The sequence below is a fragment of the Leeuwenhoekiella aestuarii genome, assembly GCF_004104055.1.
GTDB classification, from domain to species: domain Bacteria; phylum Bacteroidota; class Bacteroidia; order Flavobacteriales; family Flavobacteriaceae; genus Leeuwenhoekiella; species Leeuwenhoekiella aestuarii.
The window spans coordinates 626,303-652,109 of sequence record NZ_QOVJ01000001.1; the positions used below are offsets into that span (position 1 = coordinate 626,303).

A 25,807-nucleotide genomic window follows, 5' to 3' on the forward strand; every position below is an offset into this window, starting at 1 on the left:
AATTTTATCGTTTTCTTACTGTGCGTTGTTCAATACGCTTTTCATAATTCTTTCCTTCAAAAATACGTTGAACAAAAACTCCCGGAATGTGTATCTGGTTAGGATCGAGTTCTCCCGCCGGAAGCAACTCTTCTACCTCAGCAACTGTCACAGTTGCCGCACCACACATTACAGGATTAAAATTACGCGCAGTCCCTTTAAAAATGAGATTTCCGGCAGTGTCGCCTTTCCAGGCTTTAATGAATGCAAAATCGGCCTTAAAAGCGTGTTCTAAGACATACATTTTACCATCAAACTCACGGGTTTCTTTACCTTGGGCTACTTCTGTACCGTAGCCAGCAGGTGTGTAGATAGCAGGAAAACCTGCTTGTGCAGCACGACAACGCTCAGCAAGTGTGCCTTGTGGAATCAACTCAACATCCAGCTCACCACTGAGCATCTGACGTTCAAACTCAGCATTTTCACCCACATAAGAAGAAATCATTTTTTTGATTTGTTTCTTCTGAAGCAACAAGCCTAATCCAAAATCATCAACACCTGCATTGTTAGAAATACAAGTCAATCCTTTAACATTGAGCTTGACTAAATGTGCAATTGCATTTTCCGGAATACCGCTGAGTCCAAAACCCCCAAGCATCATCATCATATTGTCTTTGACACCTTGTAATGCTTCTGAAACCGAGTCTACCGTTTTTGTTATCATTTTCTCATTTTAGAATAAGAAAATTACAAAATACGTTATCTAACAGCAATCTTTTAGCAGTATTTTATGCTATCTATAATAGCATAAAAATTGCGCTATTCTGTTTAAATCATATCTTTTAAAAATCTAATTCATCAGGCACTTCTACACCTTCATCTTCTTCAGAAGAGATCGAACAGTCTACACGGATAGATAGATTTTCGGGTTTCTCAAAATCTTCTTTAGAGATTTTAAGGTCTTCATCTGCATAGCATTTTTTCATAAAAACAGCCCAGATCGGTAGAGCCATTGTCGCTCCCTGCCCATATGTTATTGAAGGGAAATGCACCGAACGATCATCACCACCTACCCAAACGCCGCTTACCAGATTAGGAACCATACCCATAAACCAACCATCACTTTGATTTTGAGTCGTACCCGTTTTCCCGGCAATAGGATTTTTAAACATGTAAGGATGCCCGGTGATTACATTTTTATAAACACTACTATTTATAGCCCCCGAGCGCAAGCGTGCTCCAGAACCGTATTGGGTTACTCCTTCCATCAGGTTTACAGTAACGTAAGCAGATTCCTGACTGATCACATCTTTTGCTTGCGGGATGCTTTGATATAGAATTGTTCCGTTTTTATCTACGATCGTTGATACAATTTGCGGCTCTACGTGAACCCCTTTATTTGCGAATGCAGAATAGGCCGAAACCATCTCAAATAAACTCAAGTCTGCCGTACCTAAAGCAATCGAAGGAACTGCTGGAATATTTTCAGTATCTACACCTAATTTTTCAATAAGGTCTATAACCGGCCTAGGACCTACACGATGCATTAAACGTGCAGAAACAGTATTTATAGAATTTGCCAAAGCAGATTTTAAGGTGACCATACCACCATATCCACCGCTAGAATTTTCTGGACACCAGTCTTTTTGTGTCCCCATCTCTCCTGCAGGAATACAATAAGGAATATTAGGTATAGTATCGCAAGGTGAAAGGTGTAATTGATCTATTGCTGTCGCGTACAAAAACGGCTTGAAGGTAGAGCCTACTTGTCTCTTTCCGGTTTTTACGTGATCGTACTGAAAGTGCTTGTAATTGATACCGCCAACCCATGCTTTGACCTCACCGGTTTGTGGCGTCATACTCAGCAAACCTGCTCTTAGGAAACGCTTGTAATACAAAATACTGTCTCTGGGTGTCATCACCGTATCAATCTCTTTTGCGCCGTCTTTCCAGACAAAAACACGCATATCAGTCTCTTTGTCAAAAGAAGCTTTGATTTGCTCAACAGGTATATCACGTGCCGTCATTTTTCTCCAACGATCAGAATTACGCATTGCACGATTTAAAATACTTGTTTCTTCTTCTTCAGAAATATCCCTAAAGGGAGCTGTTTTGTTTCTTTCGTTTTGTCTGTCAAATTCACGTTGCAGATTTTCCATATGGGCGGTTACTGCTTCTTCTGCATAGCGCTGCATACGAGAATCTACCGTAGTTGTGATCACGAGTCCATCGCGGTAAATATTGTAATATTCCTCGTTACCATCTGCATCAACTCCTTTGGGGTTTTGTTCAATCCAATCTGACATAAATGCGCGTAGATATTCTCTAAAATACGTTGCGATACCATCTGCATGACCTTCTGGAGAAAAGTTTATTTTCATAGGCATAGCGATAAGACTATCCCGTTGTGTTTCTGTGATCTTATCGGTTTCAGCCATTAACGCTAAAACGGTGTTTCTGCGTTCTAATGATTTGTCTTTTGAGATTTCTCTATACGGGTTGTATTGACGTGGATTTTTTAGCATTCCGGCAATAATCGCAGATTCTTCCGGGCGTAGTTCTATAGGTTCTTTATCAAAATAAATTTTTGATGCAGAACGTATTCCCACTGCCTGAAACAAGAAATCCTGCTTGTTGAGATACATGGTTATTATCTCTTGCTTGGTGTACTGTCGTTCAAGGCGTGCTGCAATAATCCATTCTTTTACTTTTTGAAGAACACGCTCAAATTTGCTACTAGGTGTATCAGAAAAAAGCAATTTTGCCAATTGTTGTGTTATGGTACTCGCTCCACCTTTTGAACCTAAAAATGCTACGGCACGCGCAGTACCACGCATATCAATACCCGAGTGCTCATAAAAACGCCTGTCTTCGGTAGCAACGACGGCATCGATAAGGTTTTGAGGTAAATCTTCATATTTAACCGGAGTACGGTTCTCATTGTAAAATTTCCCCAGCGTTTTTCCGTCAGAAGAAAGTATTTCTGTAGCGAGATTACTCTCTGGATTTTCTAGCTCTTCAAATGTGGGTAGTTTACCAAAAACTCCCCAAGAAGCCAATAAAAATATTAAAACTATTGATGCTATTCCGCCTAAAAATAAAATCCAAAAACCCTTAATATACGGGCGATAATTGGTTGATTTTGTCTGTTTTGCAGACTTCGTTTTATTCTGAGCCATTTAATTATTCTTTTGTTTTTTCAATACGTAAACCCACATCTCTTATTCCTTCTAAATCTGCAATAGGGTTCACATCTCCATTGCGCCGCATTGCCTGTTTTATAGAAAAGGTGTAGGTGCCTGCCTCGTTAAATTGTATGTTTTCTTTGTACCAAAGTTTGCTTTCTTTTAAGTCTCCAGAACCAATGCCCAACCATGTACCGTCTGGTCTTGCCATCTCATACTCTAAGGTATCTGTAATGGCTTTACCATTAGGAAACTGCATATCTGTGATTAAAAACAAGTTACTAAAAGCGTATGAGTTGTCATTGCGCAAGCTTATAAACGCGTTATAATGTGCTAAAGTGTCTAAATCTTCAATTTTAAATACCACAGCAGAATCACTTTGCCAATGATCTGGCAAAGATTTAAATTCATGGAAGACAGCTGTTTTATCACAAGAGATGAAACAGATCAAACTCAGAATCGCACCAAAAACTTTATGCATCTTTTTTAGGCCCCTTTTTGCGATAATTACCTTTTTTTCTTCGGCTCTTTGAACGCTTTTTTGAAGTCTTAGGCTTATCAAAACGCGTTAAACTGTCTTGACCAACTACATTACCAAATTCTACTTTAGAATCCGTAAGAAGCTCTACTGCATATTCTTCTAAGCTGGCGACCGGTTGATTTTTCTTATTTGCCTCTAGAATTTCGTTAGCTTGTGTTGTGGTTAGCTTATGCCAGTTCATCCACTCACCTTCATAAGCATACCACAAATGACCTTGAAAAATATCTATCTTCTGGCAAACTGCTGTACCTTTTTCAGTTTTGAGCTTTTGTTCTGTTTTAGGAAAGTCTTTAAGCGCATCCAGATATGCATCTAGCTCATAGTTTAAACAGCATTTAAGCTTACCGCACTGACCGGCTAATTTTTGAGGATTTAAAGAAAGTTGCTGGTAACGCGCAGCACTTGTAGTTACCGATCTAAAATCTGTTAACCAGGTAGAACAACACAACTCGCGACCACAAGAACCTATACCTCCTAGACGCGCGGCTTCTTGTCTGAATCCTATTTGACGCATCTCAATACGTGTTCTAAATTCTTGTGCAAATTCTTTGATCAATTGTCTAAAATCTACGCGTTCTTCTGCTGTGTAAAAGAATGTTGCTTTAGAACCGTCCCCCTGAAATTCTATATCAGAGATTTTCATCTGCAAGCCTAAACGTATTGCAATTTGTCTAGAACGTACTTTAATCGCCTCCTCTCTATCTTTTACGTTTTGCCAAACTTCAACATCTTTCTGGTTGGCTTTTCGGTATATTTTTAAAAATTCGTCTGTATTGTAGGGTACTTTTTTCTTCTTCATCTGTATGCGAACCAATTCACCAGTAAGCGATACAATACCTATATCGTGACCAGAAGCTGCCTGTACAGCAAGAACTTCTCCCACATTAATCTGAAGTTTATCTACGTTTTTCACATACTCTTTGCGACCATTTTTAAACCGAACTTCTACGAAGTCAAATTCTTCCTGACCGTCTGGCAAACTCATATTTGAGAGCCAGTCAAAGACTGTTAGCTTATTACATCCGTCAGTACCACAAGTACCATTATTTTGACAACCACGTGGCTGACCATTTACGGTCGTACCACAATTTCCACACGCCATGAGATCCTATATGTTTGTAAATCTCTGATCTAAAATGATCAGGATTTAGTTATTTGTATATATCGAAAACGGAAGTCTTCCGTCTTAATTGCTGCTAAAGATAACATTTTAGACATGCAAAAATATAGTAAATCTAATTGGCATCACCTGCTTAATAAAAAATCCTTTTGATATAAAAATTCAGAAAATGATTTACTTAAAGGCTTTTAAAAAACATTCTAAAGCCTAACATGTTAATTTTTGAGGATTCAGTACAATGATGCTTTGTCAAGAAATCATTAATAGTTAATTTGTGTTAAAACATAACTTAAAACTATTATGATTAAAAATTATTTAAAATTTATAGTTATTGGAAGCTTATTGGCTTCTTGTAGCCAAGATGAATCATTAACTCCTGTTCAAGAAGTAAATCTTACCGCAACTTCACAAGAAGACTTTGAACTTTATGAAACAGAATTTGCTGTTCCTTCAGGGTTGATTCACGAAGATTTTGATTTGATAACTGCAAATGCAGTAGAACCCACTTCTTGTGCTCCTACTCCTTTTAGTACTATTATTTCTGAATTAGGTTATGCAGGATATGACATTTACGGATTATTATATTTTGATTTATACAGTCAGATAAACCAACTTTCTACATTTATTGATCAAGACCCACAATATTTTGGAGCTGATGGAGAAGACACAAATTATGTAGTAAACAGAACTCGTAGTCTTGAAAAATTTTGGGATATGTCAGATTTGATTACCGTGCGTGGTCAACACAATGCTACTTTAGAGAATCGTGATAAAATCGCAGATGTATACTTAAACTTCTCAACACTAACAGAGGAAGAAGCATATGCAAATGCAGATGCCTTTCTAGAAATCAACGAGGCAAGCACCTTTTTAATTGAAAGTCCGTTGTTGTCTTTTGATGGTTTTGCTTCTTCAAGCGATCTTATTGTAATAGGTGATGGTCTTGTTGAATTAGCTTCTGAAGCAGGCGTTGAAGACAAAGTTGTATGGACAGGGATTTTAGCACACGAGTGGGCTCACCAGATTCAGTTTGATAATTTTGATGTTTGGTATCCTGAAGGAGCTGCAGATAATGCTCCTGAAGCAACTCGTTTTACCGAGCTTGAAGCAGACTTTTTTGCTGCTTTTTACATGACTCATAAAAGAGGTGCTACATACAACTGGAAACGTGTAGCAGACTTTAATGAACTATTCTTTAATATTGGAGATTGCCAGTTTACAAGCCCTGGACACCACGGTACGCCAGATCAACGTATGCAAGCTGCAAAGGCAGGTTTTGACTTTGCACAAAGCCAAAGGAAAAAAGGTCAATTACTTTCTGCTGATCATGTTCACTGGGCTTTCTTAACCTATTTAGAAAGTAGTATTCTTTAATTTTTAGAAAAACGTGTATACTAAAACAGCCGGCAATTGCCGGCTGTTTTTTATTTATAAACTCTAAGCTTTACGTTGAAATTTTAATTTCTCAGACCTACCCTTTTTAAAAATCTTATTGCTGTTGGGTATGCCCTTTCTCAATTCTTTTTGCACTTCATAAGGCAAAGCGATTATTTCTTTACACTCGTCTGAGCAAGTATGATTCATTGCCTCTGCACACTCCTCACACTGTATAAATAATAAGTGACAGGCTTCATTTTCACAATTTACGTGCGTGTCGCAAGGTTTGCCGCATTGATGACAATTAGAGATAATATCTTCAGAAATACGCTCGCCTCGACGATGATCAAATACGAAATTTTTTCCTTTAAATTTATTCTCAAGTTTCAACTGCTCCACCTGACGGGCATATTCAATAATTCCGCCCTCAAGCTGATAAACTTGTTTAAAACCTTTGTGCTTATAATAGGCACTGGCCTTTTCACAACGAATTCCACCAGTACAATACATAACCAGCTTTTTATCTTCCTTATGATCACGCAGATCTTCTTCAATAAGATCTAAGCTATCTCGAAATGTGTCAACATCTGGAGTTACCGCGTTTTTAAAATGGCCTATCTCGCTCTCATAGTGATTGCGCATATCTACCAGCACCACATCATCACTCTCTATAAGTTCATTAAAAGTAGCTGCATCTACGTGAATCCCTTTATTAGTAACATCAAAAGTCTCATCGTTAAGACCATCTGCTACAATTTTATCACGCACTTTAACTTTCAGCTTTAAAAAAGACTTAGCATCCTGTTCTATTGCAATATTGAGGCGTACATTTTCAAGAAAATAAATTCCGTCTAGAAAATTTTTAAAAGCCTCAAAGTTTTGAGCCGGTACCGAAAGCTGAGCATTAATCCCTTCGTGAGCGACATAAATACGACCTAAAACGGCCAGCTCATCCCAGGCGATAAAGAGGTGATTTCTAAAAAGGTGTGGATTTCCAATTTTTGCATATTGGTAGAACGAAAGCGTAAGACGGTCTTCGCCGGCCTCATCAATGAGCGCTGCACGTTCTTTTGCACTTAATTTGTTGTACAGTTGCATGCTATACTAGATTTTAAGGTTAAAAGTGGCGCAAAATTACAGTTTTTAGACGGTTGTGACAACTAAGTCTTATAGGTAGCAAAATGAAAGGCATAGAGCACAAAAAATGCCCGCGATAGTTTTCGAGGGCATTTTTCTTGAACGGCTAATTCAGGTTATATATTATTTTGATTTTATCAAAACTTAAACAACCTAACCGCCGTCCAATCTGGTATTGCAACTTACAGTGATGCTGATACATCCTAGAAGTTTACAATATCTAACTTGTGTTTTCTGCATCATAGCACTACAGATTACTTTAATCTATAGATACACACATATGTAAAAGGTTGCCTGACAATATGTTAAAATAGTTTTCTAGGAATTTTTCCTGATTAATAGCTTTATATCAATAAAAAGTAATGTGTTATTGGAATTTTTCCGATAATTTAGCAATGTATCGTTGTTTCCATAAAAAAGAAATGGTACTTTAGCGCTTTGATTTATCTATTCAATTTTTGAAGCATTTTTATTCAAAAACACTTGTAAATCACCCTGTGCGGAGAAACATTAAGATAATCAAGAGGTGTCATTTATTTTTAGACATCTACAGAAATAAGACCTTAACAGGTAATAAAGAAACTAAAAACTATGAGTAAAGAACAAGAAGCCAAATTAAAAGCCTTAAAGCTTACCCTTGATAAAATGGATAAAACCTACGGGAAAGGTACCGTAATGAAAATGGGAGATAATGCCATTGTAGAGGTTGAAGCTATTTCTACAGGTTCATTAGGTCTTGACATTGCATTGGGCGTTGGCGGTTTACCTAAAGGTAGAGTTATTGAAATATATGGTCCTGAATCGTCAGGTAAGACCACATTAACTTTACACGCTATTGCAGAAGCACAGAAAAAAGGAGGTATTGCAGCATTTATTGATGCAGAACATGCCTTTGACCGTTTTTATGCTGAAAAATTAGGTGTAGATATTGAGAACTTAATCATCTCGCAACCAGATAACGGGGAGCAGGCCCTTGAGATTACAGATAACTTGATTCGCTCTGGCGCTATTGATATTATTGTAGTCGATTCTGTCGCTGCCTTAACTCCAAAAAGTGAGATTGAAGGTGAAATGGGAGATTCTAAAATGGGGCTTCATGCACGTTTGATGTCTCAAGCGTTACGTAAACTTACCGGGTCTATTAGTAAAACAAACTGTACTGTAATTTTCATCAACCAACTTCGTGAAAAAATCGGGGTGATGTTTGGAAATCCTGAAACTACAACGGGTGGTAATGCACTTAAATTTTATGCATCAGTACGATTAGACATACGTCGCTCTACTCAGATCAAAGATTCTAACGGTGCTGTACAGGGTAATAAAACCCGTGTAAAAGTGGTTAAAAATAAAGTAGCTCCGCCTTTCCGTCAGGCAGAATTTGATATTATGTACGGTGAAGGTATTTCTAAAGTAGGTGAGATCATTGACATAGGTGTTGAATATGAAATCATCAAAAAAAGCGGTTCGTGGTTTAGTTACCAAGACACAAAATTGGGTCAAGGTCGTGATGCCGTAAAAGCCATCTTAAAAGACAACCCAGATTTATTTGAAGAACTAGAAGTTAAAATAAAAGAGGCTATTAAGCTTGCCATGCAGGCTTAAACTATTTTTTTCGCATTAACGCGCAACCTTTTTTATCATTTTGTATCTACTCTAAAAAGCAGATAAAATAAAATGATGAAAAAGGTTTTTTTATTAATTGGTTTATTAGGTTTAGTTGTTAGTTGTTCTCTAGATGACAATAACACTAATGTAAATTATGAATTTGTTCCGGTAGTAGATTATGAGCTACCAGACACTCTGGTATATGGACAACGCTATCAGTTTCCTGTTAGTTATGTATCACCCTCAAGCTGTAACCAGTTTTATGGTTTTGATTATGATATAGAAGACAGTACGCGTTTTGTATATGTGGTAAATAAAGTTTTTGAAAATGAAACGTGTACCGAAACCCCAACAGATACGGTTGAGACTTTGCTCAATTTTGAAGTTGTTTATAAATATGATTACATATTTAAATTCTTTAATGGGGTTGATGAAAATGATGAAGCTACATATCTTACAGACACCATACCCGTAAAAAGATAATCGCCACTGATTAATTAATAGTAGAACAATGTGAGTCAAGAACAACTCATAAAAGACTGTAAAAAGAAAAAACCAAAAGCTCAGGAAGAATTGTATCGGCGCTACGCTCGAACTCTATTTTCTGTGGCTTTGAAGTATGCTCGCAATTATAGTGAGGCAGAAGATATTTTGCAGGAGGGTTTCATAACTATTTTTAATAAAGTAGAGCAGTTTAAATTTAAAGGTTCTTTCGAAGGGTGGTTAAAACGCATTGTGATCAATACCGCTTTACAACGGTATCGAAAACAAAGTGTTTTTGAAATCGTCAATGAAGAGAACATTGAACAGGTTGAAGTAGAAGTTGATGAAGATGAAATATCACTTCAATTTCTACTTCAGATTGTTCAAGAATTACCAGACCGGTACCGACTGGTTTTTAATTTATATGCATTAGACGGTTATTCTCATAAAGAGATCGCTCAAATGCTCAAAATAAGTGAAGGTACTTCAAAGTCAAATTTGTCACGTGCCCGGATAATACTAAAAGAGAAAGTAGAAAACTTTCAAAAAGATACAACCCTACAAGCATCAACGCCGTGAAAGAGCAAAAAAACATAGACCGCTTGTTTCAGGAAAAGTTTAAAAACTTTGAAGCAGAACCCGGCGACCAAGTCTGGGCAAATATCGCTGCTCAACAGCAAAATAATAATAAGACTATCATACCATTATGGCTTAAGATAAGCGGTGCTGCGGCAGCTCTATTACTTTTATTTTTATCAGGAAATGTCTGGTTTAAAACTAATCTAAATCCAGAAGTCAATCCTGCTGTGGTTATAGAAGAAACTGCCACAGATATAGAAAACGAAAATTCAATTAAAGTAACTAAAAAAGAAACCCCTCTTGTAACTTCTCAAAAAACTGAGGATAATACTGAAAGTTCAGAGCAATTAAAAAATACTAAGAACCCTTCAAAAAATCTGGTTACAACTCCAAAAAACAACACTGTAGTTTCTACTAAACAGAATACTTCTTCAAGTGTTAACAGTACTCAAAATTCTTCACCTGAGAATTCTAATATTCTTTCGCAAAGCGGAAATGAAAATGACAACGCTGTTGCAAATATTCTATCTTCTGAAATTACTAAAAAGGATGAAGTTTTAAATGAAAATACTTCCGTAGAAAAATCTAACAAAGTAGCTGTTGCTGATAATACTGAAGAAACGAATTTTGAGAGCGAAGCCAAAATAGACCCAGATGCTTTAGAAAAAATTGCAAATCAAAGCAAAGAACAAGCTATAGCTGAAACTGAAGAAACCTCAGAAACTATAAATCGCTGGGGAATTTCACCAATGGTCGCACCGGTTTACTATAACAGTTTTGGAGGCTCTGGTATAGATGCAGAATTTTCAAACAATAAAAAAAGTGGGGATGTTAATCTGAGTTATGGTTTACAAGTAAGTTATGCTCTAAATAACCGTTTAACAGTAAGGTCTGGTATTAATAGAGTTGACCTCGGGTATAAAACAGAGCAGGTTAGCTTTTCGCCAAGTATACAACCAAGCACTATTAGCAGTATCAACTATAATGATAACGCAGGTTTGATCCAGCTATCTAGCTCTAATAAAAGCTCACTTGTTAATTCTCCAAGTTCAAACGCTGCAGAATTTGACACAAATACCATAAACTCTTCAAACGCTCTAAATCAACAATTGGGTTATATAGAAATACCTGTTGAAGCAGAATATGCTTTAATCAACAATAAAATAGGTGTTCAACTTATAGGAGGTTTAAGTACTTTATTTCTGAATAATAATTCTATCACTCTTGAAGAAGGCAACAATATAGTTTCAGAATTGGGTGAGTCAAATAGTTTAAACGCAACTAGTTTTAGTACTAATGTGGGGCTGGGATTTGATTATAAATTTACAGATCGCATACAGTTCAATTTAGAACCCATGTTCAAATATCAAATTAATGCATATAATAAAAGCGTTAGTGACTTTAAGCCTTATTATTTAGGGCTTTATACCGGTTTTAGCATTAAGTTTTAACAATACATGAAAAAGAAATAAGGATACAAATCTAAAGTTAGGTTTAGGTTAGTTTTTTAGTTGGTTAGGTTAATTATTGCGCAAGCAATGATGATAAAAGGTCGCCTCTGGTTAGGGCGACCTTTTTGATTATAGCGTTTGATCTTTTAAAAGTTCTGCGTGAATCGCTTTAAATGTTTGATCTCTCAAATCACGACGGTCACTGGCACCTTTACCTTTTGTTTCAATAAACTTTAGAACTTTAACCCGCATTTTACCCGGTGATCCAGTAAAGAAGTCATAAGAAAAGCGCTTTTTATTATCATAAAAAACCATAGGCACAATTGGAATCTGATGATCTATTGCTAGTCGGAAAGCACCATCTTTAAAGGTATCTAAGACTAAAGACAAATCATCGGGCACGCCACCTTCAGGAAAAATACAAATACTCAATCCTTGACTTAAGCGTTGTTGTGCACTTTCAAAAACTGCTCTTCTGCTTTTAGGATCTCCACGATCTACCAAAATACAGGTTTGTTTGTAGAAATATCCAAATAACGGAAAACGTGACAACTCTTGCTTACCAACAAAAACAAAAGGATTGCGTGCGGTATGTAACATGAGCATTATATCTGTCATTGAGGTATGATTAGCCACATACATATAACTTTTACCGGGTTTTGTTTTCTGAAGTCTTTTTACCTGAGGCCAGAACCCCATGCCATATAATATAAAACGCGCCCAAAATTGCGCCATTCTAAAAAAGTAAACATACCATGAATCTTTTGCCACCGAAATGATCAAAAACGGAAACAAAACCAAAATAGGAATAAGTAAAACAATGTAAAACCAAATGCGCCAAAGCAAAATAAAAAATTTACGCAGCAGACTTATCATAGGTTGTTTGAGTCAGTTAAGGTTTACTCGATAATCGAGATTAAAAATACTCTGAAGCTTTACAAGAAATTAAAAATTGCTTCATTTCAATCTCTTACAGGCTTTTCAAGGTGGTTTATTAATTAGGTTGTTTATGCTATCCAAAAATAGGCATTTTAAAAGGAGTTAATTCGTCAAAAGGGGTAACTTTGCCTAAAATATTAGTTAAGCATGTCACGAATTTTGACTGGTGTTCAAAGTACAGGAACACCTCATTTAGGAAATTTATTAGGAGCTATCATCCCGGCAATTGAAATGGCAAACGACTCAAACAACGATTCGTTTTTATTTATCGCCAATCTGCATACGCTTACTCAAATAAAAGATGCCAGCATTTTAAAAGAAAACACCTATTCTGTGGCAGCTACGTGGCTTGCTTTTGGGTTAGATATAGAGCAAACTGTATTTTACAGACAAAGTGACGTACCTCAAACTACAGAATTGACTTGGTATTTAAGTTGCTTTTTTCCTTATCAGCGTCTTACTTTAGCCCATTCTTTCAAGGACAAAGCAGATAGATTAGCAGATGTAAATTCAGGATTATTTAGTTATCCTATGTTGATGGCTGCAGATATTTTACTATACGATGCAGAGTTTGTTCCCGTTGGTAAAGATCAATTACAACATATAGAAATGACACGTGATGTAGCATCTCGCTTTCACGCGCAAATGGGAGATACTTTTGTATTACCGGAAGCTAAAATTGAAGAAAACACAAAATACATCCCGGGAACCGATGGTGAAAAAATGAGCAAATCCCGAGATAATTATATCAACTTATTTTTGCCTGATAAAAAATTGAGAAAACAAGTCATGGGCATTCAAACAGATAGTACTCCCCTTGAAGAACCTAAGGATCCTGACACCTGTAATGTTTTTAATTTATATAAAGTAATTGCCTCTGAAGAACAAGTGGCTCAAATGCGTCAAAATTATTTAGGTGGAAACTACGGCTATGGTCACGCCAAGCAGGCTTTATATGAGCTTTTAGTTGGCAAATACGAAAAGCAGCGTGAAGCTTACCACTATTATATGAACAATCTTGAAGAGATTGACGCAGCTTTAGAAAAAGGAGCCGAAAAAGCACGTAAGGTTGCTAATGAAGTTTTAAATAGAGTACGTACGAAGCTAGGATACTAAGCCAGTTCAAACTGTTTACCGGGAAGTGATCGTACCACACCTTTCAGTTCCATATTAAGGAGTAAACTGACAACCTTAAATGTGGGCATTTTACAATGAAGTGCAATCAAATCTAATTGTTCTTTGCCTGCATCTCTTAAAAATCTCCAGATTAGTTTTTCTTCCTCAGTAAGTTCTACAAAGAGTTGTTTTTGTACAGGTTTTAACACCTCATCTAATTGCCAATTGAGTAAATAAATTAGATCTGCAGCACTGGTAATAAGTTGCGCTTTTTGTGTTTTAATGAGATTGTTACATCCCAGACTTTGTGAATCTCCTGGTCTTCCGGGTACCGCAAAAACATCTCTGTTATATGAATGGGCAATATCTGCCGTGACTAGAGAACCTCCTTTTTCGGCACTTTCAATAACGACTGTTGCTTCACTAATACCAGCAATGATTCGGTTTCGCCTTAAAAAATTAGTGCGGTCAAAATTATCAGAACTCCAAAAATCGGTTACAAAAGCACCTTGGTTTTCTACTGCTTGCTCATATTTAATATGCACTTTAGGGTAAATCTGGTTCAATCCGTGAGCGACAACTGCTAGGGTATCTAGTCCATGATCTAAGGCCGCCCGGTGTGCAGCTATGTCAACTCCGTATGCAAACCCGGAAACGATCAAAGGGTTTAACGGCGCTAAATCTTCAATAAATTTTTTAATGAAATCAATCGCATGTGTAGTGACTTTGCGTGTGCCTACAATAGAAAGTATTTTTGGATTGTTATAAGCAGCCTTTCCTCTTTTAAAAAGTAAAATGGGGCCGTCTATGCAATGTTTTAAGCGATCAGGATAATTTTCATCTTGATAACAGCTGTATTCAAATTTGTTTTCTTCAATAAACTCCAGTTCTTTTTCGGCTTCCAGAGCGTGCTCTTTATTGAAAAATTCTTTCAGTTTATACTCCCCTATTCCTTCTATATTAAGCAAAACTGCTTTTGATTGCCGTAAAACATTTTGAGGAGACTCAAACCTATGCACCAGTCTTTTAATGGAAGTATCTCCCAGATTAGGAATGTGCTGTAATGTTAAATATGCGTGTAATTCTTCTTGACTCACGGTTATAGTATATTGAAAATAAATATATTACAAAATTGTTAACAATTACCGGTTAACAAGATTAGGTCAGAAGGATTTTTTTCTAATTTTACGTTATGCATTTTTCAACTTACATCAGCGACCTATTATACAGATACGAGTGTGTGATCATTCCCGGCTTTGGAGCATTTTTAGCACATCGCATTTCTGCATATCACGATTCTAAGACACAAACTTTTTTTCCACCTCAAAAGCGTATTTCGTTTAATGCTCAATTAAAAGAAAACGACGGTCTTTTGGCTAATTACGCTGCGTCTGCAGAAAACTTAAGCTACACAGAAGCCTTAAGGAGTTTACAAGAGTTTGCATATGAGCTGGAGCAAAAACTTATAAAAAACGAAACAGTAGTTCTTGAAAAAATAGGAATGCTTTCTCAAAATGAAGCAGGTAAAGTGATTTTTGAACCGGCAACGACTACTAATTACCTTACAGAAGCTTTTGGACTTTCTTCTTATGTTTCAAAACCTATTATGCGTGAAGTCCTTAATGAAAAGGTTGAAACTCTTGAAGAAAAAGCACCAATTCATATCTCTGCTGGCCGCCGAAACAACTGGATGAAGTATGCTGCAGTAGGCTTGCTTGCAATCGGGTTATCAGGATCTTTGGGATTCTTCTATTTTAAAGATATAGCTGATCACAATTTTGCTGAAAAACAAAAAGCAGAAACTGCTGTAGAAAATACAATTCAACAAGCAACATTTACGATAGACAATCCGTTGCCTGCAGTTACCCTGAATGCTTTTAGACCTAAAGGAAATTATCATATAGTAGCAGGAGCTTTTAGAGTACCTGAAAACGCTGAGACTCGGGTAGAACAACTGCGGGAAGCCGGTTATAAAGCTCGAAGCATTGGTGAAAACAAATATGGTTTACATCAGGTTGTTTACGGTAGCTATACAGACCGTTTAGAAGCAATAAAAGAATTGAGACAAATACGAAACAATGACAATCCTAATGCCTGGATGCTTGTTCAAGAATTGAAATAAGTCAGTGTTTTTAGAGAACATAGTATTTAAGAGCCTCCAAAGTTGGAGGCTTTTTTAATTTTTAGAAGGTCTATTCTTACTATTTTTACGCAAAATTATTTTATGAAAGAAAAAACTCCTTCAGAATCGCGTACCATGCAGACTGATCTGGTGTTGCCTAACGAGACAAACCCATTGAACAATATGTTTGGTGGCGAACTCTTGGCACGTATGGACCGTGTAGCGAGTATAACAGCAAGAAGGCATTCGCGTAGAATTGTAGTTACCGCATCAGTAAATCACGTTGCTTTTAACAAAGCGATACCTCTAGGTAGTGTTGTAACTGTTGAAGCTTCTATTTCACGAGCTTTTAAGACTTCGATGGAAGTTATCATAGATGTATGGGTAGAAGATCGTGAGAGCGGCTTAAAATCAAAAGCAAATGATGCTATTTATACCTTTGTTGCCGTTGACGAAACCGGTATGCCAGTACCTATTCCTCAAATAAGACCTGAATCTGAACAGGAAGTTCAGCGTTATGACGCAGCTTTGCGCAGAAAACAGTTGAGCTTAGTGCTTGCTGGCAAAATGAAAGCTAAAGAAGCTACAGAACTCAAGGCTCTTTTTGAATGAGTTTTTATAAAATTCACTAAAAAAAGGGAAGCATTATTTGCTTCCCTTTTTTTAGTTTGTGAAATTCTCACTCTAATTTCTATAATCTAATGCCGGTTCCCGATCTCCCAATAATGGAATGTATTCAAAGTCAGTACCACGCTTTTCTATGAATTCTTTTTTTGCCTCTTTTAAAATAGAAGGATCATTCAGTAAATCCATTCCGGTCTTAGCAATAGTTTTAGCTGCGATCATCATTCCCTTCTCACCAATGCTCATGCCGCCGGCAGCGACAGCTTGCCAACTGTGAGCCGGAGTTCCCGGGACCCAGGTCGCAGTATATAAACCAACTGTAGGCACTTTAAAACTCACATCACCTACATCTGTTGAACCGCCTGCTTCTGGATTAGGATTGTAATCGCTAATACCTTCAACATTTCTAGTATCCAGTTTATTCCCTAGTGTTTTTGAAATTTCTTCAGCAAACTCGCGTTCTTCAGCTGTGTAAGTGTAACCACCCACTTCCTTCAGGTTAGAATACATCAGCTTTTGCAACGTAAGATTAGGAAGCAATTCATGCGTTCCTCCTATCATCTCATAATCCATTGTGGTACCTGTTCCCATAGCAGCACCTTCTGCGGCTTTTACCATTCGATCAAAGATTTCAATCACAACACCTCTCGTAGTATGACGGGCATAATAATACACCTCAGCAAAATCAGGAACCACATTAGGAGCCTTCCCCCCATCTGTAATTACATAATGAATACGCGCATCTTCGGGAACATGCTCGCGCATCATATTTACCATATAATTCATCGCCTCTACGCCATCTAAGGCAGAGCGACCTTTTTCAGGGGCTCCTGCTGCGTGGGCAGCGATACCGTGAAATCTAAATTTAGCCGATTTATTTGCCAAAGCGGCTCCGGGATCTGCTCCGTTAGAATTTCCGGGATGCCAGTTTAATGCAGCATCCACATCATCAAATAAGCCCGCTCTGGTTAAATACACTTTACCGGAGCCGCCTTCTTCGGCAGGGCAGCCATAAAACCGAATGGTTCCTGACTTATCGCTTTCAACTAAATATTTCTTAATACTTATTGCTGCAGCTGCAGAAGCAGTACCAAAGAGATGATGCCCGCAAGCATGACCTGCAACACCACCAGCAGATTCTTTTTGAGTGACCGCTTGTTGAGATAAGCCTGGCAACGCATCATATTCACCCAGAACTGCGATCACCGGTTTGCCAGAACCGTAACTGGCAATAAAAGCTGTAGGCATACCAGCAACACCATCTTCAATTGTGAAACCTTCATTTTTTAAAGTTTCCTGAAGTAGTGCAACGCTTTGTTCTTCTTGATAACCCATTTCGGCAAAAGACCAAATTTTATGTGCTACAGCGCCATATTTATCTGCATCTTGATCAAGTTCTGAAATTATTTTTTCTTGTATCTTTTGGGCAGAAACTAAACCCGAAATCATTAAAATAGATAAGAGAAGCGTAATTTTTTTCATAAAACAGAATGGTTTAGAAGATAGAATAGAAGTCTTGTCTAGCTCTAAATTACAATAATCCTATTAATGAATAAATGAGCCGCATAGAAAACACGGAGCTATCGAAGGTTTTTATCAAATTGAATTCACAATGGAACAAAAAACCAGATTTACATATTATAAACCCAATCTTCAGGATTTAATCGCTCTGAATCTTTATAAATCAAAAACTTTAATATGGTTTTACCACTAAAGGAGTTTTCTGCGATTTCGCCAATGGCTTGCTTTGTTGCAACCTGATCGTGGAGTTTAACCTTAAGGTTTTTTAGGTTTTGATAAACGGTTAGGTAATTTCCGTGTCTGATAAAAACGGCATAGCCTCCACCTTTAATCACCTGAATCTGAAAAACGGTACCCTTAAAGGACGCCCTCGCAACGCCTCCGGGAGCAGTTTCTATCTCAACTCCACTATTATAGGTTGTAATATTTGGCAAGGTAGGGTGCTGTGAAGTTCCAAACTTTTTATAAACACGCCCGCGTTCTACCGGCCAGTCTAACTTACCCCTATTAGAAACAAAGTCGTTAGCAAGAGCCTTGGCCGCTGGGGTAAGTGCAAATGTTGCGAGTTTACCAACCTCTGGCTTTGCTGTTGTTTTTGTGGCTGTATTTTTATTAGAAGCGGCAATTGCTTCTCTAATAATTCGATCTATTTCTTTATCTATCCTGTTAGCTTCTGCTTGCTTTTTATTGATCTGAGCCACATAGGTAGATTCTTTTTCGCGAATGGTAGCAATGAGCGCATCTTGCTGTTTTTTCTCTTCCTGAAGCTTCTGCTGTTCTAGTTTGTTCTGAGCTATCAATTGTTGCTTTTGCTCTTTCTGTTCAATAAGTTTGTTATTGGTTTCCTGCAAAAGTGCGGTACGCTCTTTAATCTGGTCGCCTTGTTTTTTACGGTAATTGCTGTACTGCTTCATATACTGCACCCGCTTATATGCCTGTAAAAAACTCTCAGAAGAAAGCAAAAACATAATTCGACTTTGGCTGCTTTTACTTTTGTATGACTTTTGAACCATCGCCGCATAATCATCTTTCAGCTTAGCCAACTCATCCCGCAAATCAGAAATTCTATTTATATTCTGATTGATTTTTTGCGTAAGTAAATTGGCTTGTGAGTTGGTAACCTTTATTAGGTTTTCACGTGTTTTAATTTTTGAATCCAGATCTTCAACCTGATTCAAAACATTCATTTCCTTTTTCTTATTGCTTTGACGCAGTTTACTCAGTTCTTCAATCTGACTCATCAATGCCCGGCGCTGACGCTCCAGCTCTGCCTGTTTATCATTTTGAGACCAAAGGTTGGCGCTTCCTCCTAAAAAAAGAAGAATCAGTAAACTGAATGTATAAAACTGCTTCAACTGCATTAAAGTTTAATTTCTTTTAACCCGCCGGGAATATTAAACGGAAAGCTTACATCTGCCTTAAAATCAATTCCGCGGTATTCAATATCTATAGTTGTTGTCTTTTCTGCTTCCTGAGCTCTTACGTGAATTTCTGACGGAAAGTAACCGTTTTGTTCCTGAATATAATCGCCATATTGGATAGTAAGATCCCTATTTTCTTCCTGCTGTGTAAGGCGTTGCTCCTGAAGGGTAAATGCTCCAGAATTCAAGTAGAAAAATAGATTGAAAAGTTTAGATTGCTTTCTTGGTGCAATGAGATAACGAGATGAGGTTGATCCGGCACTAAAACCACCATTTCTTAGATCATAAATTGGCTGACCAGTCAACAAAGCTTCAACCTGATCGTAGTCTAATACTGTTCCTAACAAATCACTCAGCAACTCAAAATCACCGTCAAAATAAGTTCCATCTATCTTCTCATAAAACTGAACGCGATCTCTGGTGATCATTGCTTTTGCAAGAGAAATCCCCAAAACAGAAGCACTCATCCATATGGTTTCTCCTTTCTGCATACGCAAACTCACCGTCACACTTTGATTGGTTTCCGGATCAGAATATTTAATCTTTAAACGTGCCGCAAGTGTTTCAAATTGCGGGTGCGTCTTATAATGCGTTGCAATTATTTTTGCAGAAGCAAGATCTTCTACTGAAGCGGTGTTTTTTGTAGCCTTACAAGCAGCCAAACTTAAAAGAGTTGTAAGCACTAAAACTTTATGGAGTATTCGCATATTATTGTGTCAAATTTGTAAGGCGTTTACGGTATTCTGCAGCTTTAGCCGCATTACCTAATTTATCATAAGCGCGTGCCAGTTCACTATAAAAATCAGCTTGCATCTTTGCGTTATCAATGATGTAATCCAGACCCATTTCCAAATAATCTGCAGCTTCTTTTGTATTACCTAGTCCATTTTGAGCAACACCGTATCCTAGATAAAATAAAGCCTGAGCCGGGTATAGCATAAGTGCCTCCTCGCTAAGTGCTGCAGCCTTATCAAACTGACTAGCCTGAAGCTGCAACATAATCAGATTACGCAAAACATTAATATCTGAAGCATCTTTCTTGTAAGCAGCTTCATAATATGATAACGCCTTTGCAGAATCTTTATTTTTTAAATAGTAAGCGCCTAACTCTTCATTTACATCGGTTTGTTCTTCCGAAGAAAATAAAGCAATCGCCTGTTCCAATTCTGGTTGATACTCGGGATTTCTATCTACATAGATCAGAAAGTCGTTTAAAACGCTGTGTTTAGCTTTAGGCTCAACACGGTTGCTTTTCATCACTTTTTCTAAAGAATTGAATGCTTGTTGCACGTCACCATTCTCTAGGTGAAATTTATAAAGCGCCAGATGCACAACGTCTGCTTTGGGATTTACTTTTAATAATCGCTGGGCGATTGCGTAGGCTTTATCTGTATTGCCTTGCTCGCTGTATACATAAATAAGATTGAGGTAATTTTGCTCATTTTCCGGGTCAGCATCAATCTCTTTTAAAAGCAAACGCTCTTTAACATCACCACCGCTCAAAGCCAGTGCCTGTTCACGTATCTGATTGCGATAGGCATCTTTACCCAAATTCTCATCCAAGTCGTCCAGCACGCTAAGCGCTTTTTCAAACGCACCTTTGCGGACATAAATTCTTGCTAAATCTTCTTTATATCTGATATCAAATTTTGCCAGGTCCTTTACCAAATCTATCGCTTTGTCAAAATCCTGACGCGCATAATACACCTCATAAAGACTTTCCATTATATCGCGTTGATTCGGTTTGAGCTGTAAGGCTTTTAGGTAATTATTTTCGGCTTCCTGAACATTACCCAGAGCTGCCTCGTTTTTTCCTTTTTCAAAATAGAGAATTGCTTCCTTCGGGCGTAAGGCTATGCATTTGTCTAAAGCTGCGATCGCCCGGTCGTAATTCTCGATTCCTTTCTGCTTTAAAGCTTCAAAAAAAGACTCCTGAAATGCATCGGTAACATCTTCAAGACTATCCACATTTACATCTTGCAAAGGACTAGGTTCTTGTGCTTCAGCCAGTGGCGAAAACAACAAAGCAATCAACAAGATTCTAAATGCTTTCATCTTTATAAATTAAACCAGCTCAGAATAATCCCCAATGCTGATAGCTGTAAAGTTACCATCGAATTTAGCATAATTACCAATCATAGCGTTTTTTAACTGCGCGTTAGTAATTGTACTGAAATTCTGGATCAGACTTTCACAGATAGTACTGTTTTCTACAACGCTTCCTTTTCCTACGGAAACATTAGGGCCAATTGTTGAATCTTTTATCACCGCATCGTCACCGATAAAACAAGGAGGAATTACCGAAGCATTCTCTAATTTAGCCGAAGTTGAAACCATATGCTCCCCTTCCTTATGTAAAAACTGAAGCATTCTTCCATTTGTTTCAACAGTAACATTCTTGTTTCCGCAGTCCATCCACTCATCGATTTTACCGGGTTTAAAGGTATAGCCTTTAGCCTGCATTTGTTTAATCCCGTCATTGATCTGGTACTCGCCACCGTGCATCAGTTTAGCATCTAAAACAGCCTGCAATTCATTTTTAAGAACAGCGCCATCCTTAAAATAATAAATGCCAATAACCGCTAAGTCTGAAACAAAATCTTTAGGTTTCTCAACAAGTCCTACGATATCATTTTGCTCATTAAGTGAAACCACGCCATAAGCCTCCGGGTTTTTAACCTGTTTAACCCAGATCACACTATCTGCTTCTTTATCTAACGTAAAATCTGCTCTGAAGAGTGTATCTGCATATGCAATAACACAAGGTCCGCTTAACGAATCCTGAGCACACATAATCGCGTGGCCGGTTCCCAAAGGTTTGTCCTGATAATAAATAGTTCCTTTAGCACCTAAGCTTTGAGCAATTTGCTTAAGGTTTTCTTCGGTTTCTAGACCAAAATCTTCAGCGATTACAAAGGCAATTTCTTCAATGTTTTCATCTAAAACGTGTGAAATATCTTCAACAAGTCGCTGAACGATAGGTTTCCCGGCAATAGGTATCAAAGGTTTTGGAACGGTTAAGGTATGTGGGCGTAGTCGCGAGCCGCGACCTGCCATGGGGACTATGATTTTCATTTTGCGTTGTTTCTGGTTTTTTCCTCCAAAAGGAGATTTAAACAAAACTGTTCTGGTGAAAAAGTTTTGAGTATTACTTTCTCTGCAAAAGCAGAAAAGTAACCTATGCATTTCTATTTGGTGCCGGTACTTCCAAAACCGCCAGCTCCTCGTGCTGTTTCGCTAAGTACTTCAACTTCGTTCCAATCTGCACGCTCGTGTTTTGCAATAACTAATTGTGCGATACGCTCGCCGCTTTCAACGGTAAAATCTTCATTAGAAAGGTTCACTAAGATCACTCCTATTTCACCGCGATAATCCGCATCAATGGTTCCCGGAGCATTAAGAACGGTGATTCCTTTTTTTGCTGCGAGACCACTACGCGGTCTTACCTGAGCTTCGATGCCTACCGGCAATTCGATAAACAAACCGGTTTTTATAATGGCTCGCTCTAAGGGTTTTAAAGTTACTGGAGCATCTAAAACTGCTCTAAGGTCCATTCCTGCTGAAGCTTCGGTCTCATAATGAGGTAAATCGTGAGTCGATTTATTAATGATATTAATTTGCATACTGTGCTTGATTTAAAGAGCTGCTATTTGTTTCGGTTTAAAATGCTTTTCAATTCGTTCTTTTCTAAAAAGAAAACAAGACCTGTGAAAGCCAGAATCAATAGCGCACTCATAATATAATTTTCTCTAAATATGTAAAACGAAACTAATGCTCCGGCTGTGGCTACAAAAAGGTACAGCGCAATGCGGGAAACGTTATACGGAATATGATAATATTTTTGTCCGTAAAAATACGAAATCAGCATCATCACGCCATAAGCTGCAACAGTAGCATATGCTGAGGCCATAAAGCCGATCACCGGAATCAAAAAGAGGTTTAGTAAAATGGTAAGCCCAGCACCTAAAAGGGAAAAATACATGCCGTAACGCGTTTTATCTGTGAGTTTGTACCACACCGATAAATTATGATAAATACCCAAAAACAAATTGCCTAGAAGGACATAAGGAACGATTTCTAAAGCTTTCCAATACTCTTGATCTCTTATCAAGATTTCTTTAAAAATATCTACAAAACAAACAATAATCAATAAACCTCCGGCACCTACGATAACAAAGTATTTTAAGATAGTGGCATAGGTAATAGGAGCATTTTTATTTTTAGCATGGTTAAAAAAGAAAGGTTCTGCCCCCAACCTAAATGCCTGAATGAAAATCGTCATAAAAACCGCCAACTTATAACAACCGGAATAAGCACCCATAATGTCCTTGTCTAGCATATTGCCCAGCATCAATTTATCTAGATTCTCATTGATTACAAATGCCATGCCGGCTACTAAAACCGGCCAGCCGTAATTCCACAATTGGGCAAAAATTTGTTTGTCAAATACTAATTTCGTTTTAAAGAAATCCGGTAAAATCAAAAACAAGGTTACAGCACTTGCTGCAAGATTTGCCATAAATATGTATGTGAGCAGTTCATTTGTATCATACCATTCAAATGAAAGCGAAAAATGAGGTATGGCCCAAAGCAAGAAGAAGTTCAAGCTAACATAGATTGCCAGATTAGTAAGTTTGATACCTGCAAAACGTAAAGCTTTACCTTTTGCTCTTAAATAGGCAAAGGGAGCAACAACAAGCGTATCTAAGATCGTTACACCAATCAAATACCCCATATACCTTACCGGAAGCTCTAAAGCCTCTGTAATGGGTTCTTTGAGCAACCATAATATAACAAAGGCAATACAACTGGTAACCGTGAGTGCGATCAATACTGTAGAATAGACTTGTTCCTTTTTATCTGACCTAGAGAAGAACCGAAAGAAAGCCGTTTCCATCCCATATGTAAGCAACACGTTTAGAAATGCTGCACCTATATAAAACGAAGTATTTTCAGCATAACCTGTAGTTTCAAGCTTATCGGTATGCAGACCTATCAATACAAAACTCATCACCCGTGGCAATATGGTTGCCAAACCATAGATCGCTGTATCTTTTACAAAACGCTTCAGTACACTCAAAAAACAGAGATTTAAATAGTTCTAAAAGTAATTATATTAATTCAGCAGAAGTTGTTTACACCTTACTGTTATTGGTTAAGCTCAAGTATGGTAAAAAAAGCTTTATCATTTACTTGATAATTCAATAAAGCCTGATTTTCTGAAATTTTATAAGGTGGTTTAACTGGCACTTGAGGTAATGGATTATTAGCTTCCTGTGCTCTATCAGCAGAAAGAACACGATCTTCTGAGTTTGCTTTAGTATCTGAAAATGTAGCATAGTAGGTAGCTGTACTATCCCAGAGAATGCGGGATTTTTTATTCTGAAAATATAAATCTTTAAAAATTACATCAGCAGGTAATTCTGAAACATCAAATACAACCTGAACCTCTCCGGCTTTTTCAGCTTTTTTAAGTGTTTTGTCAACTTTAAAAGGAGGATTTTTAACAAATTCGCTGCTGCCTCCACAAGAGATATTTAGAATCAAAAGGAGTAAAAAAGATGCTCTGTAAATCATATATACTTTTATACTTTTAAATAACAAACGCTTTATAGGGAATCCGATTGTACGGGTTAATAATAAATAATCTTAGTTATGCAATATCGATAATCGAGTAAATCAAAAAAAGCCTTGCAATTGCAAGGCTTTAAGATATGAAATAAAATAGTTTCTAATTATTTAATGCTTCTGCACCACCCACAATCTCAAGGATTTCATTGGTAATCGCAGCCTGACGTGCTTTGTTGTAAGTCAACTTAAGCTGATCTCTCAACTCGGTAGCATTATCAGTTGCTTTGTGCATAGCAGTCATACGCGCACCATGCTCACTAGCAACAGAATCTCTGATTCCTTTAAAAAATTGTGTTTTAAGAGCTTTTGGAATTAGCTGCTTAACAATCTCTTCTTTAGAAGGCTCAAAAATATAGTCTGAAGTATTTTCAGGTGTTACATCTTCAAATTGCTCTTTTAAAGGAACAATAGGTAGAAATTGTTCACGAGTAACAATCTGTGTTGCTGCATTTTTAAACGAGTTGTAAAGCAATTCTACTTTATCGTAAGTACCTTCAACAAAAAGGTTCATAACACGTTCTGCTATTTCCTCCACGTTTTCAAAAGTCAAATCATCAAAAATCACACTTTCATTAAAGATAACAGTATGAGTTCTTTTAAGAATATCATTTGCCTTTTTACCTATGGTTAAGAAGTGAACTTCTTTACCAGCATAAGCATTTTCTGCAATGTTCTTAGCTTCTTTAACAATGTTAGAATTAAAAGCTCCTGCGAGACCTCTGTTAGAAGAGATCGCTACTACAAGTACTTTTTCTACAGGACGTTCTTCTGCAAAACGGCTCCCGCTGTCTCCCTCCATCGAAGCGCTAAGATTTTGAAGTAACTCGGTTAATTTATCAGAATACGGGCGCATAGCTGTAATAGCATCTTGAGCCTTCTTCAATTTTGCAGCAGACACCATTTTCATAGCGCTAGTGATCTGCATCGTAGAAGATACTGATGAAATTCGGTTACGTATTTCCTTTAAATTTGCCAT

Annotated in this window: 24 protein-coding genes; 8 read left to right on the forward strand and 16 right to left on the reverse strand. The window is 37.4% G+C overall.

Annotated features, from left to right (window positions below; translation table 11 throughout):
* Positions 1-4 precede the first annotated feature (4 nt).
* The 4 genes from DSM03_RS02820 to DSM03_RS02835 all read right to left on the reverse strand — a co-directional run bounded on the left by DSM03_RS02820 (position 5) and on the right by DSM03_RS02835 (position 4,807).
* Entirely contained in the window at positions 5-703 is a 699-nt protein-coding gene (locus tag DSM03_RS02820) for a CoA transferase subunit A (RefSeq protein WP_128759474.1), read from the reverse strand.
* A 118-nt stretch (positions 704-821) separates the two neighbouring features.
* A complete protein-coding gene (locus DSM03_RS02825; RefSeq protein ID WP_128759475.1) occupies positions 822-3,158 on the reverse strand; it encodes a penicillin-binding protein 1A in 2,337 nt (778 codons plus the stop codon).
* A 4-nt stretch (positions 3,159-3,162) separates the two neighbouring features.
* Positions 3,163-3,645, reverse strand: a complete 483-nt coding sequence (locus DSM03_RS02830) for a gliding motility lipoprotein GldH (protein WP_128759476.1) — start codon at positions 3,643-3,645, stop codon at positions 3,163-3,165.
* Positions 3,638-4,807 carry a PSP1 domain-containing protein gene (locus DSM03_RS02835; protein WP_128759477.1) on the reverse strand — a complete coding sequence of 390 codons (1,170 nt, stop codon included), beginning with the start codon at positions 4,805-4,807 and terminating at the stop codon, positions 3,638-3,640. Before DSM03_RS02835 ends, DSM03_RS02830 begins: the two co-directional genes overlap by 8 nt.
* 318 nt (positions 4,808-5,125) lie before the next feature.
* Here DSM03_RS02835 and DSM03_RS02840 point away from each other — a divergent pair, with 318 nt between their 5' ends.
* Positions 5,126-6,199, forward strand: a complete 1,074-nt coding sequence (locus DSM03_RS02840; protein ID WP_128759478.1) for a M48 family metalloprotease — start codon at positions 5,126-5,128, stop codon at positions 6,197-6,199.
* A gap of 63 nt (positions 6,200-6,262) precedes the next feature.
* On the opposite strand, the gene trhO is transcribed toward DSM03_RS02840, so the two are convergent.
* Entirely contained in the window at positions 6,263-7,300 is a 1,038-nt protein-coding gene (gene trhO / locus DSM03_RS02845; RefSeq protein ID WP_128759479.1) for an oxygen-dependent tRNA uridine(34) hydroxylase TrhO, read from the reverse strand.
* A gap of 630 nt (positions 7,301-7,930) precedes the next feature.
* Between trhO and recA the strand changes: the two genes are divergently transcribed.
* The 4 genes from recA to DSM03_RS02865 all read left to right on the forward strand — a co-directional run bounded on the left by recA (position 7,931) and on the right by DSM03_RS02865 (position 11,457).
* Positions 7,931-8,941 carry a recombinase RecA gene (recA, locus tag DSM03_RS02850; protein ID WP_128759480.1) on the forward strand — a complete coding sequence of 337 codons (1,011 nt, stop codon included), beginning with the start codon at positions 7,931-7,933 and terminating at the stop codon, positions 8,939-8,941.
* A 75-nt stretch (positions 8,942-9,016) separates the two neighbouring features.
* Entirely contained in the window at positions 9,017-9,427 is a 411-nt protein-coding gene (locus DSM03_RS02855) for a hypothetical protein (protein ID WP_128759481.1), read from the forward strand.
* 30 nt (positions 9,428-9,457) lie between these two features.
* Positions 9,458-10,006 (forward strand): RNA polymerase sigma factor, encoded by a 549-nt coding sequence (locus tag DSM03_RS02860; RefSeq protein ID WP_128759482.1) that lies wholly within the window; start codon positions 9,458-9,460, stop codon positions 10,004-10,006.
* A complete protein-coding gene (locus tag DSM03_RS02865; protein WP_128759483.1) occupies positions 10,003-11,457 on the forward strand; it encodes an outer membrane beta-barrel protein in 1,455 nt (484 codons plus the stop codon). The genes DSM03_RS02860 and DSM03_RS02865 overlap by 4 nt, the downstream gene beginning before the upstream one ends.
* A gap of 129 nt (positions 11,458-11,586) precedes the next feature.
* Here the strand turns inward: DSM03_RS02865 and DSM03_RS02870 are convergent, their stop codons facing one another.
* Positions 11,587-12,333 (reverse strand): lysophospholipid acyltransferase family protein, encoded by a 747-nt coding sequence (locus DSM03_RS02870; protein WP_128759484.1) that lies wholly within the window; start codon positions 12,331-12,333, stop codon positions 11,587-11,589.
* 210 nt (positions 12,334-12,543) lie between these two features.
* On the opposite strand from DSM03_RS02870, the gene trpS reads away from it, so the two are divergent.
* Positions 12,544-13,512 carry a tryptophan--tRNA ligase gene (trpS, locus tag DSM03_RS02875; RefSeq protein WP_128759485.1) on the forward strand — a complete coding sequence of 323 codons (969 nt, stop codon included), beginning with the start codon at positions 12,544-12,546 and terminating at the stop codon, positions 13,510-13,512.
* Here the strand turns inward: trpS and dprA are convergent.
* Positions 13,509-14,609, reverse strand: a complete 1,101-nt coding sequence (gene dprA, locus DSM03_RS02880) for a DNA-processing protein DprA (RefSeq protein ID WP_128759486.1) — start codon at positions 14,607-14,609, stop codon at positions 13,509-13,511. The two genes, trpS and dprA, sit on opposite strands and share 4 nt — an antisense overlap.
* Positions 14,610-14,704: 95 nt before the next feature.
* Here dprA and DSM03_RS02885 point away from each other — a divergent pair, with 95 nt between their 5' ends.
* Together DSM03_RS02885 and DSM03_RS02890 are read left to right on the forward strand one after the other, a co-directional pair.
* Complete coding sequence (locus tag DSM03_RS02885) at positions 14,705-15,634, forward strand: HU domain-containing protein (protein ID WP_128759487.1); 930 nt, start codon at positions 14,705-14,707, stop codon at positions 15,632-15,634.
* Between the two features lie 102 nt (positions 15,635-15,736).
* Positions 15,737-16,246 (forward strand): acyl-CoA thioesterase, encoded by a 510-nt coding sequence (locus DSM03_RS02890; protein WP_128759488.1) that lies wholly within the window; start codon positions 15,737-15,739, stop codon positions 16,244-16,246.
* Positions 16,247-16,318: 72 nt separating this feature from the next.
* Here DSM03_RS02890 and DSM03_RS02895 read toward each other — a convergent pair whose 3' ends face one another.
* From DSM03_RS02895 to atpG, 9 genes are all read right to left on the reverse strand, one after another.
* Positions 16,319-17,740, reverse strand: coding sequence for an amidohydrolase (locus DSM03_RS02895; protein WP_128759489.1), 1,422 nt, complete (start codon positions 17,738-17,740; stop codon positions 16,319-16,321).
* 149 nt (positions 17,741-17,889) lie between these two features.
* Entirely contained in the window at positions 17,890-19,140 is a 1,251-nt protein-coding gene (locus tag DSM03_RS02900) for a murein hydrolase activator EnvC family protein (RefSeq protein WP_128759490.1), read from the reverse strand.
* A complete protein-coding gene (gene lolB1 / locus DSM03_RS02905) occupies positions 19,140-19,907 on the reverse strand; it encodes a lipoprotein insertase outer membrane protein LolB1 (protein ID WP_128759491.1) in 768 nt (255 codons plus the stop codon). The genes DSM03_RS02900 and lolB1 overlap by 1 nt, the downstream gene beginning before the upstream one ends.
* Position 19,908: 1 nt before the next feature.
* Positions 19,909-21,255, reverse strand: coding sequence for a tetratricopeptide repeat protein (locus DSM03_RS02910; RefSeq protein ID WP_128759492.1), 1,347 nt, complete (start codon positions 21,253-21,255; stop codon positions 19,909-19,911).
* Between the two features lie 9 nt (positions 21,256-21,264).
* On the reverse strand, positions 21,265-22,275 hold the full coding sequence (locus tag DSM03_RS02915) for a sugar phosphate nucleotidyltransferase (RefSeq protein WP_128759493.1): 1,011 nt from the start codon (positions 22,273-22,275) through the stop codon (positions 21,265-21,267).
* A gap of 113 nt (positions 22,276-22,388) precedes the next feature.
* Positions 22,389-22,823 carry a dUTP diphosphatase gene (gene dut / locus DSM03_RS02920; RefSeq protein ID WP_128759494.1) on the reverse strand — a complete coding sequence of 145 codons (435 nt, stop codon included), beginning with the start codon at positions 22,821-22,823 and terminating at the stop codon, positions 22,389-22,391.
* Between the two features lie 23 nt (positions 22,824-22,846).
* On the reverse strand, positions 22,847-24,280 hold the full coding sequence (locus tag DSM03_RS02925; RefSeq protein WP_128759495.1) for an oligosaccharide flippase family protein: 1,434 nt from the start codon (positions 24,278-24,280) through the stop codon (positions 22,847-22,849).
* A 68-nt stretch (positions 24,281-24,348) separates the two neighbouring features.
* Entirely contained in the window at positions 24,349-24,777 is a 429-nt protein-coding gene (locus tag DSM03_RS02930) for a hypothetical protein (protein WP_128759496.1), read from the reverse strand.
* 154 nt (positions 24,778-24,931) lie between these two features.
* Positions 24,932-25,807 (reverse strand): ATP synthase F1 subunit gamma, encoded by an 876-nt coding sequence (gene atpG, locus DSM03_RS02935; RefSeq protein WP_128759497.1) that lies wholly within the window; start codon positions 25,805-25,807, stop codon positions 24,932-24,934.